The 16,217-nt window shown below is 73.2% G+C and carries 12 protein-coding genes and 1 pseudogene; 8 read left to right on the forward strand and 5 right to left on the reverse strand.

Annotated elements, in window-relative coordinates:
• Positions 1-5: 5 nt before the first annotated feature.
• From ACZ3KJ_RS24210 to ACZ3KJ_RS24220, 3 genes are all read left to right on the forward strand, one after another.
• On the forward strand, positions 6-1,058 hold the full coding sequence (locus ACZ3KJ_RS24210) for a taurine ABC transporter substrate-binding protein (RefSeq protein ID WP_467529957.1): 1,053 nt from the start codon (positions 6-8) through the stop codon (positions 1,056-1,058).
• A complete protein-coding gene (locus ACZ3KJ_RS24215) occupies positions 1,045-1,863 on the forward strand; it encodes an ABC transporter ATP-binding protein (RefSeq protein WP_467529958.1) in 819 nt (272 codons plus the stop codon). The genes ACZ3KJ_RS24210 and ACZ3KJ_RS24215 overlap by 14 nt, the downstream gene beginning before the upstream one ends.
• 92 nt (positions 1,864-1,955) lie before the next feature.
• Complete coding sequence (locus ACZ3KJ_RS24220; protein WP_467529960.1) at positions 1,956-2,840, forward strand: TauD/TfdA dioxygenase family protein; 885 nt, start codon at positions 1,956-1,958, stop codon at positions 2,838-2,840.
• A 197-nt stretch (positions 2,841-3,037) separates the two neighbouring features.
• On the opposite strand, the gene ACZ3KJ_RS24225 is transcribed toward ACZ3KJ_RS24220, so the two are convergent.
• The 3 genes from ACZ3KJ_RS24225 to ACZ3KJ_RS24235 all read right to left on the reverse strand — a co-directional run bounded on the left by ACZ3KJ_RS24225 (position 3,038) and on the right by ACZ3KJ_RS24235 (position 7,877).
• Positions 3,038-5,209 carry a TerD family protein gene (locus tag ACZ3KJ_RS24225; RefSeq protein WP_467529962.1) on the reverse strand — a complete coding sequence of 724 codons (2,172 nt, stop codon included), beginning with the start codon at positions 5,207-5,209 and terminating at the stop codon, positions 3,038-3,040.
• 306 nt (positions 5,210-5,515) lie between these two features.
• Positions 5,516-6,442 (reverse strand): 5-dehydro-4-deoxyglucarate dehydratase, encoded by a 927-nt coding sequence (gene kdgD, locus ACZ3KJ_RS24230; protein WP_467529964.1) that lies wholly within the window; start codon positions 6,440-6,442, stop codon positions 5,516-5,518.
• Positions 6,443-6,695: 253 nt separating this feature from the next.
• Positions 6,696-7,877 carry an L-talarate/galactarate dehydratase gene (locus ACZ3KJ_RS24235; protein WP_467529966.1) on the reverse strand — a complete coding sequence of 394 codons (1,182 nt, stop codon included), beginning with the start codon at positions 7,875-7,877 and terminating at the stop codon, positions 6,696-6,698.
• 337 nt (positions 7,878-8,214) lie between these two features.
• On the opposite strand from ACZ3KJ_RS24235, the gene ACZ3KJ_RS24240 reads away from it, so the two are divergent.
• The 4 genes from ACZ3KJ_RS24240 to ACZ3KJ_RS24255 all read left to right on the forward strand — a co-directional run bounded on the left by ACZ3KJ_RS24240 (position 8,215) and on the right by ACZ3KJ_RS24255 (position 12,741).
• Positions 8,215-9,090: a LysR substrate-binding domain-containing protein gene (locus ACZ3KJ_RS24240; protein WP_467529968.1), complete on the forward strand. Its 876-nt coding sequence runs from the start codon at positions 8,215-8,217 to the stop codon at positions 9,088-9,090.
• 175 nt (positions 9,091-9,265) lie between these two features.
• Positions 9,266-9,496, forward strand: coding sequence for a hypothetical protein (locus ACZ3KJ_RS24245; RefSeq protein ID WP_467529969.1), 231 nt, complete (start codon positions 9,266-9,268; stop codon positions 9,494-9,496).
• 452 nt (positions 9,497-9,948) lie between these two features.
• Positions 9,949-11,286, forward strand: a complete 1,338-nt coding sequence (locus ACZ3KJ_RS24250) for a gluconate:H+ symporter (protein ID WP_467529971.1) — start codon at positions 9,949-9,951, stop codon at positions 11,284-11,286.
• 120 nt (positions 11,287-11,406) lie between these two features.
• Positions 11,407-12,741 (forward strand): enolase C-terminal domain-like protein, encoded by a 1,335-nt coding sequence (locus ACZ3KJ_RS24255; RefSeq protein WP_467529972.1) that lies wholly within the window; start codon positions 11,407-11,409, stop codon positions 12,739-12,741.
• A gap of 258 nt (positions 12,742-12,999) precedes the next feature.
• On the opposite strand, the gene ACZ3KJ_RS24260 is transcribed toward ACZ3KJ_RS24255, so the two are convergent.
• Both ACZ3KJ_RS24260 and ACZ3KJ_RS24265 read right to left on the reverse strand, forming a co-directional pair.
• Complete coding sequence (locus ACZ3KJ_RS24260; RefSeq protein WP_467529974.1) at positions 13,000-14,418, reverse strand: MFS transporter; 1,419 nt, start codon at positions 14,416-14,418, stop codon at positions 13,000-13,002.
• Between the two features lie 233 nt (positions 14,419-14,651).
• Positions 14,652-15,917 carry an APC family permease gene (locus tag ACZ3KJ_RS24265; RefSeq protein ID WP_467529975.1) on the reverse strand — a complete coding sequence of 422 codons (1,266 nt, stop codon included), beginning with the start codon at positions 15,915-15,917 and terminating at the stop codon, positions 14,652-14,654.
• 118 nt (positions 15,918-16,035) lie between these two features.
• On the opposite strand from ACZ3KJ_RS24265, the pseudogene ACZ3KJ_RS24270 reads away from it, so the two are divergent.
• Positions 16,036-16,217, forward strand: a pseudogene (locus ACZ3KJ_RS24270) (hypothetical protein); the annotation flags it as partial.

Raw genomic sequence — 16,217 nt, forward strand, 5'->3', positions numbered from 1 at the left:
CCGCCATGTCCCGTACCCCGCACCGCCCGTCCCGCCGACTGCTGCTCGCCGGGGCCCTCGCCGCCGCCTCCGCGGCCGTCACCGGCTGCTCCTCGGACAGCGAGGCGTCGTCGTCCGGCGGGTCCAAGACGCTGCGCATCGGCTACTTCGCCTTCCCCACCGGCGACCTGATCGTGAAGAACAGGAAGCTCCTGGAGAAGGCCCTGCCGGACCACGACATCAGATGGATCAAGTTCGACTCCGGCGCCGGCGTCAACCAGGCCTTCATCGGCAACTCCCTCGACATAGCCGCCCTGGGGTCGAGCCCGTTCGCCCGCGGGGTGTCCGGGGCCTCGCCGATCCCGTACAAGGTGGCGTGGATCCTCGACGTGGCGGGCGAGAACGAGGCGCTCGTGGCGCGCAAGGCCGCCGGAGTGCCGGACGTGGCCGGCCTCGAGGGGAGGACCGTCGCCACGCCGTTCGCCTCCACCTCGCACTACAGCCTGCTGGCGGCGCTGGACAAGGCCGGGCTGAAGGCCTCCGACGTCAAGCTCGTCGACCTCCAGCCGCAGGCGATCCTCGCCGCCTGGCAGCGGGGGGACATCGACGCCGCGTACGTGTGGCTGCCCACCCTGGACGAACTGCGCACCACCGGGAACCAGCTCACCAGCAGCAAGGAGATCGGCGCCGCCGGCAAGCCGACCCTGGACCTGGCCGTCGTCTCGGACGAACTGATCGCCCGGAACCCGCAGGCGATCGCCGCCTGGCGGAAGGTGCAGGCCGAGGCGCTCCGGGTGCTCGCATCGGACCGCGCCGGCTCGGTGAAGGCCGTCGCGGCGGAGCTCGGCATCAGCGCGGCCGACGCCGAGGCGCAGCTCGCCCAGGGGGTGTTCCTCACCCCGGAGCAGGTGACGTCCGCCGACTGGCTGGGCACCGACGCCGGTCCGGGCGAACTGCTGACCTACGTCACCGACACCGGACGCTTCCTGGCCGACCAGAAGCAGATCGACGCCGCACCGTCCGAGGACGCCGTCCGCAAGGCCTTCTACCTCGAGGGGCTGTCCGATGTCCGCCGGTGAGACCACGACGTCCGGCCGGAGCGCACCCACCGGACGGGCCGGCTCCGTCCGGCTCGACCAGGTCGTCCACCAGTACGTGCGGGGCGGGGAGGCCGTCACCGCCGTGGGACCGGTCGATCTGACCGTTCCCGCCGGGGAGTTCCTGGTGCTGGTCGGCGCCTCCGGCTGCGGCAAGAGCACACTGCTGCGGCTGATCGCCGGGTTCGAGCGGCCCACCCACGGCTCGGTGCGGGTGTCCGGAGCCGAGCCGCGGCCCGGTGAGGCGGCCGGTGTGGTGTTCCAGACGCCGCGGCTGTTCCCGTGGCGGACCGTGCGCGGCAACATCGACCTGGCGCTGCGGTACGCGGGCGTCGAGCGCGGCCGTCGGCCCGAGCGCCGTGCGCAACTGCTGGCACGGGTCGGGCTGGAGGGCACCGGGGAGCGGCGCGTCTGGGAGATCTCCGGCGGCCAGCAGCAACGCGTCGCCATCGCGCGGGCCCTGGCCGCGGAGAATCCGCTGTTCCTGCTGGACGAGCCGTTCGCGGCGCTGGACGCGCTGACCCGGGAGCGGCTCCAGGAGGACGTCCGCCGGGTGACCGCGCAGACCGGGCGGACGACGGTGTTCGTGACCCACTCGGCCGACGAGGCGGTGTTCCTCGGCTCGCGCATCGTCGTGCTGACCAAGGGGCCGGGCACCGTGGCCCTGGACCTGCCGATCCCGCTGCCGCGCGGTGACGTCGACGCCGAGGAACTGCGCGCGTCACCGGAGTTCACCGAGCTGCGGGCGCGGGTCGCCCACGCCGTGAAGGCCGCCGCGGCGGCCTGACCACCCCTGCGCCGGGCCTTGCGGACCTCCGGCCCCGGCAAGGAACGACCAAGGAACGACCAAGGAAAGACCGAGGAAGGGACACACGTCACGTGAGCATCCTCAGCGTCCGGCCCGCGGCGGCGCGGCTGCCGGTCACCGAACTCGGCCCCCACTTCGGCGCCGAACTCCACGGCGTCGACCTCGGGCGCCTCGACGACGACCAGGTCCTCGCGCTCCGCGAGGCACTCGTACGGTACAAGGTGCTCTTCGTCCGCGGACAGGACGGTCTCGACGACGCCGCGCAGATCGAGTTCGGCCGGCGCCTGGGCGAGGTCACGGCCGGGCACCCGGTGCACGACTCCGGGGACGTGGCCCCCGAGGTGTACTCCCTCGACAGCACGGACAACGGCTTCGCCGACGTGTGGCACACGGACGTGACGTTCGTACGGCGGCCGCCCGCGATCTCCGTGCTGCGGGCCGTGGTGCTGCCGCCCAACGGGGGCGACACCAACTGGGCCGACAGCCAGCTCGCCTACGAGTCGCTGTCGCCGGGCCTGCGGGCGTACGTCGACACGCTCACCGCCGTCCACGACGGCACCCGCGAGTTCGGCTACTACCTCGCCCAGCGCCGGCGGGGGAAGGGCAACGTGTGGGAGGGGGAGGTGTTCACCGACCTGACGCCGGTCGAGCATCCGGTGGTGCGGGTGCACCCCGAGAGCGGCCGCAAGGGCCTGTTCGTGAACCCGGGCTTCACCTCGCACATCGTCGGCGTCTCCGAGCACGAGAGCCGGGGCGTCCTCGACATCCTCTACGCCCATCTCACCAAGCCCGAGCACATCGTGCGCCACCGCTGGCAGCCGGGTGACGTCGCCCTGTGGGACAACCGCAGCACCGCCCACTACGCCAACCGCGACTACGGCGACCGGCACCGCGTCATGCACCGCATCACCCTGCGCGGCGACCTGCCCGTGGGCCCCGCCGCCCCCCGCCCCTGACGGCGGGCGGGGACGGCCCCGGCGACCGCCGGACGCCCCAGGGACACACGCCTGGCCACGGCAAAGGCCTCCGGCGTCCCGCTTGCGGCGGGACGGCCGGAGGCCTCGAGTCGGTGGCGAGGAGAGCGAAGAGGCTGGAATCAAAGGAGTGATGAGAAGGAAGCCCCTTCATGGCCTCGCCACGGCTACGTTAACAGTCAGGCGGGGATCAGGTCGCGCAGATTTTCGGGTGTGACGATCCGCGACCCCGGGTGCAGTCCGTCGGGCCGCTCCAGGCCGATGTAGGTGACGGGCCCCGCCGGGACCGTCTTCCCGTCCCACACGGTGACGGTCGTCCCGCCGCCGGTCATCAGGCCGGTCAGATGGCGGACCGTGAGCTGCTCGCGCTCGACGATGCCGCGCAGCAGCGTCGCGACCGTCACCCGGTTGCCCTCGACCCGGTTGGACGCCGGGGTCCCCTTCAGGTACAGGTGCAGCCACTTGGCGCGCCACCGGCCGTCGGAGCCGCGCAGGAACGCCAGCGGCAACGCGACCCGGCCCGGACCGCGCAGCTCCGACTTCATGCGCACCGTGCGCGGCTCGAACGGGCGTCCCTGCTGCTCGGTCCCGCGCAGCATGAACCCGAAGAACGACTCCTCGACCTCCTCGAAGCCCTCCCCGGCGAAGATGTTGACCTGCGGGACGACGAAGGCGCCCCGCACGGCGCCCAGCCGCAGGTCGATGAACTCCGAGGCCCCGTCGGGCGCGTCCGTGATGTCGCCGGAATGCTTCCCCCCGGCGTCGCGGAGGTTGGTGTACGACAGCCAGGAGACGGTCGCGTAGTCGGCGTCCAGCAACAGCGCCGACAGGTCGTAGTCGGTGGTGTGCTCGGCCTGCTTCCAGTACACGAAGAAGCGCAGCAGTTCCCCGTCGACCGGGGACGACGAGCCGCGCGGCAGCACCCCGAGCCCGGAGGCGGTCGCCTTGCCGCTGAGCGGCAGGGCCACGTCCAGGACGTCCGGGTCGATCAGCAGGTGGTCCACGGCGGGCAGCCGGCGGCGCAGCTCCGCGTCCAGGGCGGCGATCAGCCGCTCGCGCTCGGGCGCGGGCACCGGCGGGCGGCTGTCGTCGGTGACCCATGCCCGGCCGAGCCGGTTGACGAACACCCGGCGCGCGCCGGTCTCCTGCGCACGGTTGTGCAGGTGCTGGCGCACCGACAGCACGACCCGGCCGGAGACGCCGGGGACGACCCGCTCGGCGGCGGCCACGACGGCGTCCCGCTCCTCCTGCGTCCGGGCGGCGCGCAGCAGCCGGTCCAGGGAGCGGAACAGCCTGCCGGGGGCGGCCTTCAGCAGCTCGGCCGCGCCGGTGACGTCGCTCGCGCGGAGCAGCTCCTCCACCCGGCTGTCCAGGGAGCGCGCCGCCTTCTCGCCGCGGGCGACGGCGAACACGTCGGCGGCGTGCGGCCACTGCGGGTACTCGTGCGGGTGCAGCCGCTCGCCGAGGCGCTTGAACATCTCGCGGTGCGCGTGCACGTCGGCGAGCTTGGCCGGCGCCGCGGCGACGACCGCGTCGAGGCCCGCGAGCAGCGCCCGGCGCACGGGGCGGGGCAGCGCCCGCAGCCGCGTCGGCTCCCGCAGGGTCACATCACCGCCCGCGAGCGCGCAGGCCAGCCGGAGCACATCGGTGACCGTGTCCAGCAGCAGGCCCGCACCGGCCATCAGCCGGGCCTGGTTGACCACGGCCCGGTTCTCCCGCACCGGGATCTCCTCGGGCTGCGGTCCGTCCGCGCAGTGACCCGCGAGGTCCCGGAGGTCCCGCAGGCCGTCCTCGCCCAGAGGCGTGCCGCTGCCCGCCAACGCCAGGTACAGCCGAGTGAGTTCGTCGTCCGACGTGCCGCCCGGGTGCAGGACCGTCAGACGGTCGCCCGCCGCGGCGATCAGCTCGTCGTGGTGGGCGAGCATCTCGGCGTACGTGTGCCGGTAGGTGCCGTACGACGGGAGGGTGAGCAGGTCCACCACACCGGCGCTCAGCTGCTCCAGGGTGCTCGCGCGCGTCCCGTCGTCGGCGAGAGCCCCGGCGATGCACCGCATCCAGAAGTCGAAGGTGTCCGGCACGCCGGCCGGGAAGTCGATGAAGTACACGTTGTGCCGGACGTGGTCGCCGACCATCTCACGGACCGTGCCCAGCGTCCGTACGGCGGTGTCGACGACCGTGTCCTCGGACAGCCCCGACAGGTGCTCGAGCAGCTCCGCCGAGAGTTTGAAGCCCACGGACAGCAACGCGGCGTCGAACTGCCGCGCCGCGGTACCGCCTTCCCCGGCGGGTCCCGTGGGGAGAGGGAGGCGGTGGGTGTGCCGGATGACCAGAGCGTCGAGTCGGTGGACCATTCCGGCATGCTCCCAAGGCCGGGCAGACGGCCGCACCCGGTTTTCACGTGGCCACGGACAGGGCGAGGAGCGGGCCGCGCGCCGTGCCCGTCCGGGGCCGGTTCCCTCACCGGGTGAGGTGCGGGCCGCCGTCGATCCGGTGCGGGCGTCGAGGGCTCGGACCTCGCTGCCGGCACCGGTGACCCGTTCACCGGCGATGCACATCGCCCCCGTCAGGCCGGCCGCAGGCAGGTGAGCCGTGGGCCGGTGGGTGGCGGTGCTCATGCGCGGAGCCTTCCTCCCGGGGCGGCCGGAGTACGTGCCGGGTCAGGCCGCGGTGCCGGGCAGCCCGGCGATCAGCGCCGAGAGCTCGTCGAGTTCCTGCGGGGTCAGGTCGGTGAGCGGGGGCCGGACCGGGCCCGCGGTGTGACCGGCGGCGGTCATGCCGGCCTTGACGATGCTGACCGCGTAGCCGGCCTGGCGGTTGCGGATCTCGGTGTAGGGGAGCACGAAGTCCGACAGCATCCGGGTGACGTCCGCCTGCCGGCGCTCGCGTACGGCGGTGTAGAAGGTGAGGGCGAACTCGGGCAGGAAGTTGAAGATGGCCGAGGAGTAGGTCGTCACGCCGAGCTGGAGGTAGGGCAGGGCGAACGTCTCGGCCGTGGGCAGCCCGCCGACGTAGGTCAGGCGGTCGCCGAGGCGGGCGTGGATACGGGTCATGGTGTCGATGTCGCCGACGCCGTCCTTGTAGCCGATCAGGTTGGGGCACGTGTCGGCGAGGCGGGCGACGGTGTCGGCGGAGTAGACGGCGTTGGCGCGGCTGTAGACGACGACGCCGAGGGAGGTGGAGCGGCAGACCGCTTCGACGTGCCGTGCCAGGCCCTCCTGGCCGGCCTCGGTGAGGTAGGGCGGGAAGAGCAGGATGCCGTCGGCGCCGGCGCGTTCGGCGGCGGCGGCGAACTCGATCGCGGTGGCGGTGCCGTAGCCGACCGGGGCAAGGATCGGGGTGCCCTCGGGAGCGCTGTCCGCGGCGGCGGCGACGACGCGTTCGACCTCGGTGGGGGTGAGTGAGAAGAACTCGCCCGTCCCGCCGGCGGCGAAGAGGCCGCCGACGTCGTACTTGGCCAGGCGGACGATGTTCTCGCGGTAGGCGTCCTCGTCGAAGGAGAGGTCGTCGCGGAAGTGGGTCACGGGGAAGGACAGCAGGCCGGAGCCGATACGGCGGCCGAGTTCGGCCGGGGTGAAGGACGTCATGGGAGTGCTCCTGAAGGTCGGGGTGGTGCGGGTGTCGCCGTGTGGCGGTGCTGTGGCCGTCGGCCGGAGGGCGGTCGGGAGGAGGGATGGTGTCGGCGCGGTCGGGAGGGGGATGGTGTCGGCGTGGGGGCGCGGTGGGGAGGGGGTTGGTGTCGGCGCGGGCGGCGCGGCTGTCCGTTGTCGGCGCTGCCCGCGCCGGGTCCGGGGCGCCGGCCGTGGCGGGTACCGCGCGGCCGGCGGAGAGGGGGGTGGGTCAGGGACGGGTGCCGGCCTCGTGCTCGGCGACGGTCCAGGCGCGGGCCTGGTCGCTGAGGGTGAAGCCGAGGCCGGGCCGGGAGGAGACGTGCATGCGGCCGTCGCGGATCTCCAGGCGCTCGTTGAACAGGGGCTCCAGCCAGTCGAAGTGCTCCACCCACGGCTCGATCGGGTAGGCGGCGGCCAGGTGGAGGTGGATCTCCATGGCGAAGTGGGGCGCGAGCTGGAGCTGGTGGTGCTCGGCGAGGGCGGCGAGCTTGAGGAACTGGGTGATGCCGCCGATGCGCGGGGCGTCGGGCTGGATGACGTCCGCGCCGCCGTGGCGGATCAGCTCGACGTGCTCGGCGACGCTGGCCAGCATCTCGCCCGTGGCGACCGGGGTGTCGAGCGAGGCGGCGAGCGCGGCGTGGCCCTGGGCGTCGTAGGCGTCGAGGGGTTCCTCGATCCAGACCAGGCCGAACTCCTCCAGGGCGCGGCCCATGCGCTGGGCGGTGGGGCGGTCCCACTGCTGGTTGGCGTCGACCATGAGGGGCACGTCGTCGCCGATGTGCTCGCGCACCGCGGCGAGGCGGGCCAGGTCGTACCTGCCGTCGGGGTGTCCGACCTTGAGCTTGATGCCGCCGATGCCGCTGGCCAGGGAGGCGGTGGCGTTGTCGAGGACCTGCTCGGTCGGGGTGTGCAGGAAGCCGCCGGAGGTGTTGTAACAGCGCACCGAGTCGCGGTGCGCGCCCAGCAGCTTGGCCAGCGGCAGGCCGGCCCGCTTGGCCTTGAGGTCCCACAGGGCGACGTCGAAGGCGGCGACGGCCTGGGTGGCCAGACCGCTGCGGCCCACCGAGGCACCCGCCCACACCAGCTTGGTCCAGATCTTCCCGATGTCGCTGGGGTCCTCGCCGATCAGGTTCTCGGCGATCTCCTTGGCGTGGGCGAACTGGCCCGGGCCGCCGGCCCGCTTGGAGTAGCTGAAGCCGACGCCCTCGTGCCCCAGCTCGGTCGCGAGTTCCACGAAGAGGAAGGCCACCTCGGTCATCGGCTTCTGCCGGCCGGTGAAGACCTTCGCGTCACTGATCGGGGTGGCCAGCGGGAGCGTCACCGAGGACAGGCGCAGCCAGGCGATCCGGTCGAGCGTGGCCTCGCCGTCGGCGTGTGCGGCCTGCGGCGTCGTGTTCATCGTGGTCACCACTTCGAGTCCCTGGGGTTGAGGCGATCGGTGCGGGGCCCGACCGCTACCGGGCTCGGCGCCGCCTCTCCCGAGGGAGCGTGGGCGGGCTGGGTGCGGTGGCTGTCGAGGCCGGACAGACGGTGCCGCACGCGAGTGCGGGGAGAGCGGTCCGGGAGGAGGCACCTCGACGATCTCGATGAGGCTCGGCCACGGGGTGCTCCACGTGCGGTACGTCCTCGTCCACGCGGTGCGGCCGAGGCGCGGGCGGGGGTCGCCGTCTGTCGAGATCAGACGCTACGGTCGCCAATGATTCACGTCCAACATAGATTTTGGATGTAGCGATACCTGGAGAGCATCAATGTTCACCCTTGCCCAGCTGACGAGCTTCGTGGCCGTCGCCGAAGAACTGCACTTCACCCGTGCCGCGGAGCGGCTGAACATGACGCAGCCGCCGCTGAGCCGGCAGATCCAGCTGCTGGAGAACGAGCTGCGCGTGCACCTGCTGGACCGCACCAACCGCACGGTGCGGCTCACCCCCGCCGGCCGGGCCTTCCTGGTCGAGGCCCGCCGCATCCTGCGCCAGTCCGAGCACGCCACCCTCGCCGTGCGCCGGGTCTCCACCGGGGAGGCGGGCGCGATCGCCGTCGGGTTCACGGCCGCCAGCGCCTACTCCGCCCTCGGCGGTCTGCTCCAGACCGCACGGGCGGCGCTGCCGGGGGTGGAGATCCTGTTGCAGGAACTCGTCACCCGGGACCAGCTCAAAGCGCTCGGCGAGGGTTCGCTCGACCTCGGCCTGATCCGGCCCTCGGCCACCGGGGCGGACCTGACCTCGCGCACGGCCGTACGGGAGGGGCTGCTGGCGGCCCTGCCCGCGCGGCATCCGCTGGCCGCGGGGTCGGGGTCGCTGGGGGTCGGGGACCTCGCGGGCGAGGACTTCCTGATGTACTCGCCCATCGAGGCCCGCTACTTCCACGAGCTGCTGGTCAGCATCTTCCGGGCCGCGGACGTCCGGCCCGTCTTCACCCAGTACCTCACCCAGGTGCACAGCATCCTGGCCCTGGTCAACGGCGGCTGGGGGATCGCTCTCGTCCCCGAGGCCGCGGCCCAGATGCGCTACGGCGGGATCGTCTTCCGGCCCGTGGACCTGCCGGACCCGCGGCCGGTCGAGCTGAACTTCGTGTGGCGCAAAAACAACGACAATCCGGCTCTGGATGCGCTGCTGTCCCACCTGTGACACCCACCCGGCACGTTCATGTCACATGACTGTCATATAAGGAAGGTATCGCAAGCAACAAAATTCGACATGGACGTGCATCGGAACCATCTCTACGGTCAACTCAGCCACCGGTTCGGTGGCTCGGACCGCACGCGGCACCGCTGCCGTATCCCCCGGGTCTAGGAGAGTGACCATGACGGTTCTCGGCCGGCAGGACGAGCCGGCGACCGCCGGCCCCGAGCCGCCCCCGGCGCGGCCCGGCTCGGGCAACGGTTTCGGCCAGGTGCTGCGACGCCACGGCGGACCGCAGCGGGCGGTCGACCCTCCGGTCGCCCCGGCGCGCCACCGAGCACGGCCTCCCGGGACCGCTTCGGCCATGCCGGTCTCCCGCTCGGCGGCCGACGGCCGGCCCTCGACCCGCTAGCCGTCCCGTCACCGCAGACCGCGCAGACCGCGCAGACTCTGCGCTCCGCTCCGACCGCGCAGACCTGTACCCCGTGCCGACCGCGCAGACCTGTGATCCGTGCCGGTCGCGCGGACACCCGACCGTGCCCTCCGCGCCGACCGTGCGGTGGCGCGGCAGGCGGCCGAGGAGCCGGCTCCGATCCCGAGCCGGTACGGCCGCGCGGAAGAACGACCGGCGCCCCGCCCCCCTCGGAGCGGCACCGAGCCGCCGTCCGCCCCGCCCGTCCCCCTCCGGCGCCGGCCGTCCTGCGGCCCGCGCCCGCCGCCGCGCCGCCTGTCACGGCGCGACGCCACCGCCGTTCCGCGTGCGGTCGGCCCCGCCCTGCCTCGCCCCACCCCGCATCCCAGCCGTGCCGCGTTCCGTGCCGTCCCGGCACCGGCTGCTCAACCACAGTTCAAAGGGGAGCTGACATGCCACTTCTCGTAGTCGGAACCAGCGTTCTGTTCCTGCTACTCCTCATGACCCGGCTGAAGCTGAACGGCTTCGCGGCGCTCCTGCTGGTGGCGGTCGGTGTCGCCGTGGTGCAGGGGATACCGGTGACGGACATCCCGGACGTCCTCTCGGACGGCATCGGGGGCCAGATCGGTGACACGATGCTCACCATCGGGCTCGGCGCCATGGTCGGCCGTGTCATGGGGGACTCCGGCGCCGCCCAGCGCATAGCCGGCAAACTCCTCGACGCCTTCGGCCCGCGCTGGGTCCAGGTCGCCATGGTCGTCACCTCCATGCTCATCGGCGTGACCATGTTCTACGAGGTCGCCTTCATCATCATCGTGCCCATCGCGTTCACCCTGGTCCGGGTCACCGGGGCGAACCTGCTGTGGGTCGGGCTCCCGATGTCGATCGCCCTGTCGACCATGCACAGCTTCCTTCCCCCGCACCCCGGCCCCACCGCCGTCGCCGCGACCTTCCACGCCTCCGTCGGACTGACGCTGTTCTACGGCCTGTTCATCGCGGTCCCGGCCGGCGCGCTCATCGCGCTGCTCTGGCCGCGACTGCCGTTCATCAAGGCCATGTCCCCGGCCATCCCCAAGGGCCTGGTCAGCGAGCGCGAGTTCACCGACGAGGAGATGCCCGGCCTCGGCTGGTCCCTGTTCGTCGCCCTCTTCCCCGTCGTCCTGATCGCCGGCGCCGCGGTGACCGACATGGCCGCCTCCGGCGAGAGCCCGCTGCTGCACACGGTCGCGTTCATCGGCTCGGCGCCGATCGCGCTCCTGCTGACGCTGCTCCTGGCGATCTGGGCGTTCGGACCGAGGATCGGCCGGAGCCTGTCGGACGTCAGCTCCTCCTGCGGCTCGGCGGCCCAGGCGATGGCGATGATCCTCCTGGTGATCGGTGCCGGCGGCGCCTTCAAGAACGTCCTCGTCGAGGGAGGCATCTCCGACTACATCAAGGACGTCACCGAGAGCTGGACCATCTCGCCCATCATCCTCGCCTGGCTCATCGCGGTCATCCTGCGGGTGGCCCTCGGCTCGGCGACGGTCGCCGTCGTCACGGCCTCCGGCGTGGTGCTGCCCCTGCTCGCCGGCAGCGGGGTGAGTCCCGAGATGATGGTGCTCGCCGTCTCCTGCGGCTCCATCGCCTTCTCCCACGTCAACGACCCCGGCTTCTGGCTGTTCAAGGAGTACTTCAACCTCTCGGTCATCCAGGCGATCAAGGTGCGCACGACGTACACGACGGTGCTGTCGGTCCTCGGCCTGGGCGGTGTCCTGGCGGCCGAGTACACCATCGGCATCCTCGGTCTGTGACCCGCGGGCCCTCCCGGGCCCTTTCCGTCCCGTCCCGGTCCCACCCGCGTACACCCCCGCACCTCGCACGTCTATAACCCTGTACCCCGTACCTCCGTCTACAAGGGACTCGAAACCAGCATGAGCACGAGCCAGCCGACCGTCACCGCCTTCTCCGTCTATCCCGTGGCGGGCCGCGACTGCATGGAACTGAACCTCTCCGGTGCCCACGGCCCCTACTTCACCCGCAACATCGTCGTCCTGACGGACTCCGAGGGGCGCACGGGCCTGGGCGAGGTGCCCGGCGGAGAGAAGATCACGCAGACCCTGCGCGACGCCGAGTCCCTCGTGGTCGGTGCGAAAGTCGGCGACTACAAGCGGGTCCTGCGGGAGATCGGGGACCGTTTCGCCGACCGCGACTCCGGCGGACGCGGCGCGCAGACCTTCGACCTGCGCACCACCGTCCACGCCGTCACCGCCGTCGAATCCGCGCTGCTGGACCTCCTCGGCCAGCACCTGGACGTGCCGGTCGCCGCGCTCCTCGGGGACGGACAGCAGCGCGACTCGGTCCGCGTGCTGGGCTACCTCTTCTACGTCGGCGACCCGGGCCGCACGGACCTGGAGTACGTCCGCGAACACGACGCGGACGTCGACTGGTACCGGATCCGGCACGAGGAGGCCCTGACCCCCGAGGCGATCGTCCGCCAGGCCGAGGCCACCTACGACCTGTACGGCTTCCGCGACTTCAAGCTGAAGGGCGGCGTCCTGGACGGCGCCGAGGAGGTCAAGGCCGTCCTGGCGCTGAAGGAACGCTTCCCCGAGGCCCGGATCACCCTCGACCCCAACGGCGCCTGGTCGCTGCGCGAGGCCGTCGAGCTCTGCGAGCCGCTGGTCGGCACGCTCGCCTACGCCGAGGACCCCTGCGGGGCCGAGGGCGGCTACTCCGGGCGGGAGGTCCTCGCCGAGTTCCGCCGCGCGACCGGTCTGCCCACCGCGACCAACATGATCGCGACCGACTGGCGGCAGCTGACCCACGCGCTGGCCCTGCAGTCGGTCTCCATCCCGCTGGCCGACCCGCACTTCTGGACCATGCAGGGCTCCGTGCGCGTGGCTCAGCTGTGCAACGCGATGGGCCTGACCTGGGGCTGCCACTCCAACAACCACTTCGACATCTCCCTGGCCATGGTCACGCACTGCGGGGCCGCGGCGCCCGGCGCGTACAACGCCCTGGACACGCACTGGATCTGGCAGGAGGGCCTGGAGCGGCTCACCGTCGCCCCGCCCCGCATCGTCGACGGCGAGATCGCCGTGCCCGACGCCCCGGGGCTCGGCGTCCAGCTCGACATGGACCGCCTCCTCGCCGCGCACGAGCTGTACCGCGCCAAGGCCTTGGGGGCCCGGGACGACGCCACCGGCATGCGGTACCTGGTCCCCGGCTGGGAGTTCGACGCCAAGCGGCCCTGCCTGGTGCGCTAGCGGCTGTCGTTCGGACGGGTCGCGGGGTGCCGACGGTGCCCTGCCGGCGGGGGGAGGCTGTCCGGGCGGGGTGTCGCTGGACCGTACCCAGGGCGCCACGCGATCGCTCGTGGTCAGCGAGTACTTCGAGACGAGCGCCGACGGCGTGGCCGTGCGCGCGTCTACCGCATCCGCCTCTGAACCGCTGGGCGGACCCTCGGCGGGGCGCGCCGGGCACCCCCGAAGCCCCCCTGCGGTGGGACGTCGGCCCGCGGGGCCTCAGGCAGTGCGGGGCTTCGCCGGTACGCACCGCCAGGCGAGGCCCGCGGCGGCCAGGTAGGCCAGTGCGCCGACGGCCATGCTGGTGCGCAGCCCGGTGCTGTAGTCGGTGGCCGTGGCGAGCAGACTGCCGCCGAGGGCCACGCCGGTGGCGCTGCCGATCTGGCGGGTGGTGTTGAACAGGGCGGAGGCGGCCCCCGAGGAGGCGGGGGGTGCGGCGCCCATCACGGTGGTGGTCGAGCCGGTGAGGGCGAAGGAGGTACCGAATCCCGCGGCCATCATGGGGGCCACCAGCAGCGGGTAGGCGGGTTCGGCTCCTGCCGCGGCCCAGCCCGCCAGTCCCAGGGAAGCCAGGAGCATGCCGGAGACCACCAGCGGACGGTCGCCGGTGCGGCGGGTCAGCCGCCCGGACAGGACGGAGGCGAACATGGTCATCGCCACCGCGGGGAACAGTGCCAGCCCGGTGCCGAGGGCGCTGTAGCCGCGCTGGTGCTGGAACTCCAGGCTGGCGGTGAAGACCATCCCGTAGAAGGCGAAGTTGAACAGCAGGCCGATGACGGCTCCGCCGCCCATCGCGCGCGAGCGCAGCAGGCTCAGCGGAAGGACCGGGGACCGCGCCATCCGCTCGCGCACCGCGAACGCCGCGGCGGACAGCGCGGCCAGGCCCGCCCCGGCGAGCACGGCCGGATCGGACCAGCCTCGCCGTCCGGCCTCGTTGAGTGCCGAGGTCAGCAGTGCCACCGCCGCCACGACCGCGCACTGCGCCGGCCAGTCCAGGGCCCGGCCGGCGCGGCGGGGCGAGCGCGCCACGTACCGCAGCGTCAGCACCAGGCAGGCCGCACCGGCGGGCAGGTTGACGAGGAACACCCAGCGCCAGCCCACCGTGGAGACGAGCAGACCGCCCAGCAGCGGCCCGGCGGAGGCCGCGATGCCGGCCATCGAACCCCACATCCCGAAGGCCCGGGAGCGTGCGGCCGGCGCCGGGTAGGCCTGCTGGAGCAGGGCCAGGGAACCCGGCACGATCAGCGCCGCGCCGAGCCCCTCCACCAGGCGGGCCGCCACCAGGAAGGCGGCGCTCGGCGCGAGCGCGCACGCGGCCGAGGACACGGTGAACACCGCCACGCCCGAGCAGAAGACACGACGGTTGCCGAGCCGGTCGCCCAGAGCGCCACCGGTCAGCAGGAACCCGGCGAAGACCAGGGTGTACCCGTCCGTGATCCACTGGATGCCGGTGAGCGAGGCCGACAGCTCCCTGCCGATCACCGGCACGGCGACGTTGATGACCGTCACGTCCAGGATCACCATGAAGTACCCGGCGCACACCGCCAGCAGCGGTGCCGCGGACCGTCGCCCGGACTCCGGGACCGGCCCGGGGGAGGGCACGGACTCACCGCCACCGGCCGGCTCCGCGCACGCCACGGCCCCCACTCCATCCCATCCACGGAGGAACTGCATCGGAATGTCACGATAAGTTCCCTGTGCTCCGCATTGCGGGAACCTTGCTGCACGCATCGTCTCCGGTCACCAAGGAAACCGACGCGGTGGGCGGGGGAGACTGCCTGGTCCCCGTGGAGCAGGGCGCCGGCCGAGGCCCGGCGGGCGCTGCCCGTGAGGCGCCGCCCGCGCATCGGCGCCGCCCGCGGCACGGCCCGTCAGGCGCGGGTGGCGGCCTTGCGCAGGCCGTAGGCGGCGGCGCCGGCCACGAGTACCGCGGCCCCCCACAGCACCGAGGCCGGTGGCAGCGCGAAGGCCAGGACCAGGCAGCCCGCCGCGCCGACGACCGGCACGATCCGAGCGGGGCGGCCCTCGGCCGGTGTCAGCGTCCAGGCGGCGGCGTTGGCGATCGCGTAGTAGGCCAGCACGCCGAAGGAGGAGAAGCCGATCGCCCCGCGCACGTCCGTGGTGGCGGCCAGGACGACGACCACCGCGCCGACCGCCGACTCGGCGCGGTGCGGCACCCCGAACCGCGGGTGGACCGCGGCCAGCGCATGCGGCAGGTGCCGGTCGCGGGCCATGGCCAGGGTGGTGCGCGACACCCCGAGGATCAGCGCCAGCAGCGACCCGATCGCCGCGACGGCCGCCCCGGCGCGCACCACCGGCACCAGTCCCGGGACACCGGCGGCGCGCACCGCCTCGGCGAGCGGGTCCACGGTGTGGGCGAGCCCGTCCGCGCCGAGCACCGCGAGCACGGCGACGGCGACGGCCACGTAGACGGCCAGCGCGATGCCGAGCGCGAGAGGGACGGCGCGGGGGACGGTCCGCCTCGGGTCACGGACCTCCTCGCCGAGAGTGGCGATGCGGGCGTACCCGGCGAACGCGAAGAACAGCAGCCCCGCCGCCTGGAGCACGCCGCCGAACGTGACGTGCGCCCCGACGTCCAGCCGCGCGGCCCGCGCCTGGCCGCCGGCCAGGCAGGCGGTGACCACGGCGGCGAGCACCGCCAGGACGACCGCGACGATCCCGCGCGTCCACCACGCGGACTTCTGCACGCCGACGTAGTTCACCCCGGTCAGCGCCACCACGGTGGCGACCGCCACGGCGCGGGCCTGGTCCGGCCACACGTACGTGCCCACGGTCAGGGCCATCGCCGCGCAGGAGGCGGTCTTGCCGACCACGAAGCCCCATCCGGCCAGGTAGCCCCAGAAGTCGCCCAGGCGCTCACGGCCGTAGACGTAGGTGCCTCCCGACTGCGGGTAGCGGGCGGCCAGGCGGGCGGAGGAGGTGGCGTTGCAGTACGCCACCACGGCGGCCAGCGCCAGGCCGACCAGCAGCCCCGAGCCGGCCGCGCGGGCTGCCGGGGCGAACGCGGCGAAGACACCCGCGCCGATCATCGAACCGAGCCCGATCACCACGGCGTCGAACACGCCCAGGTGCCGCTTCAGCTCTCCCGCTTCGGCAGACGCCGCCGACCCGCCCATCGCACGCTCCTCGAACACAGCCCACGGACATCACACGCTCCGGTATCGGCGCACGATAGAGGAGCAGGGTGACGAGCAGGGGAACCGCCCGCTTCCGGCTCCGATCCGCGGCCCCGCGATGATCTCGCGTGGTCCGCCGAGGCCGGCGCCGCCGCACCGGCACCGGTTCCCGGCGGACCCCACCGGACCCGTCGCCGCCCGCGGAGCCGGCCCCGGGGACGTCCTCGCCCGGCCGACGACGGTCGCGCGGCCGACGACGGTCCGCGGCCCGGCCGTCGGGCCCGCCACCTCGGCGCCGAG

The sequence above is a fragment of the Streptomyces sp. NPDC003248 genome (assembly GCF_055563235.1).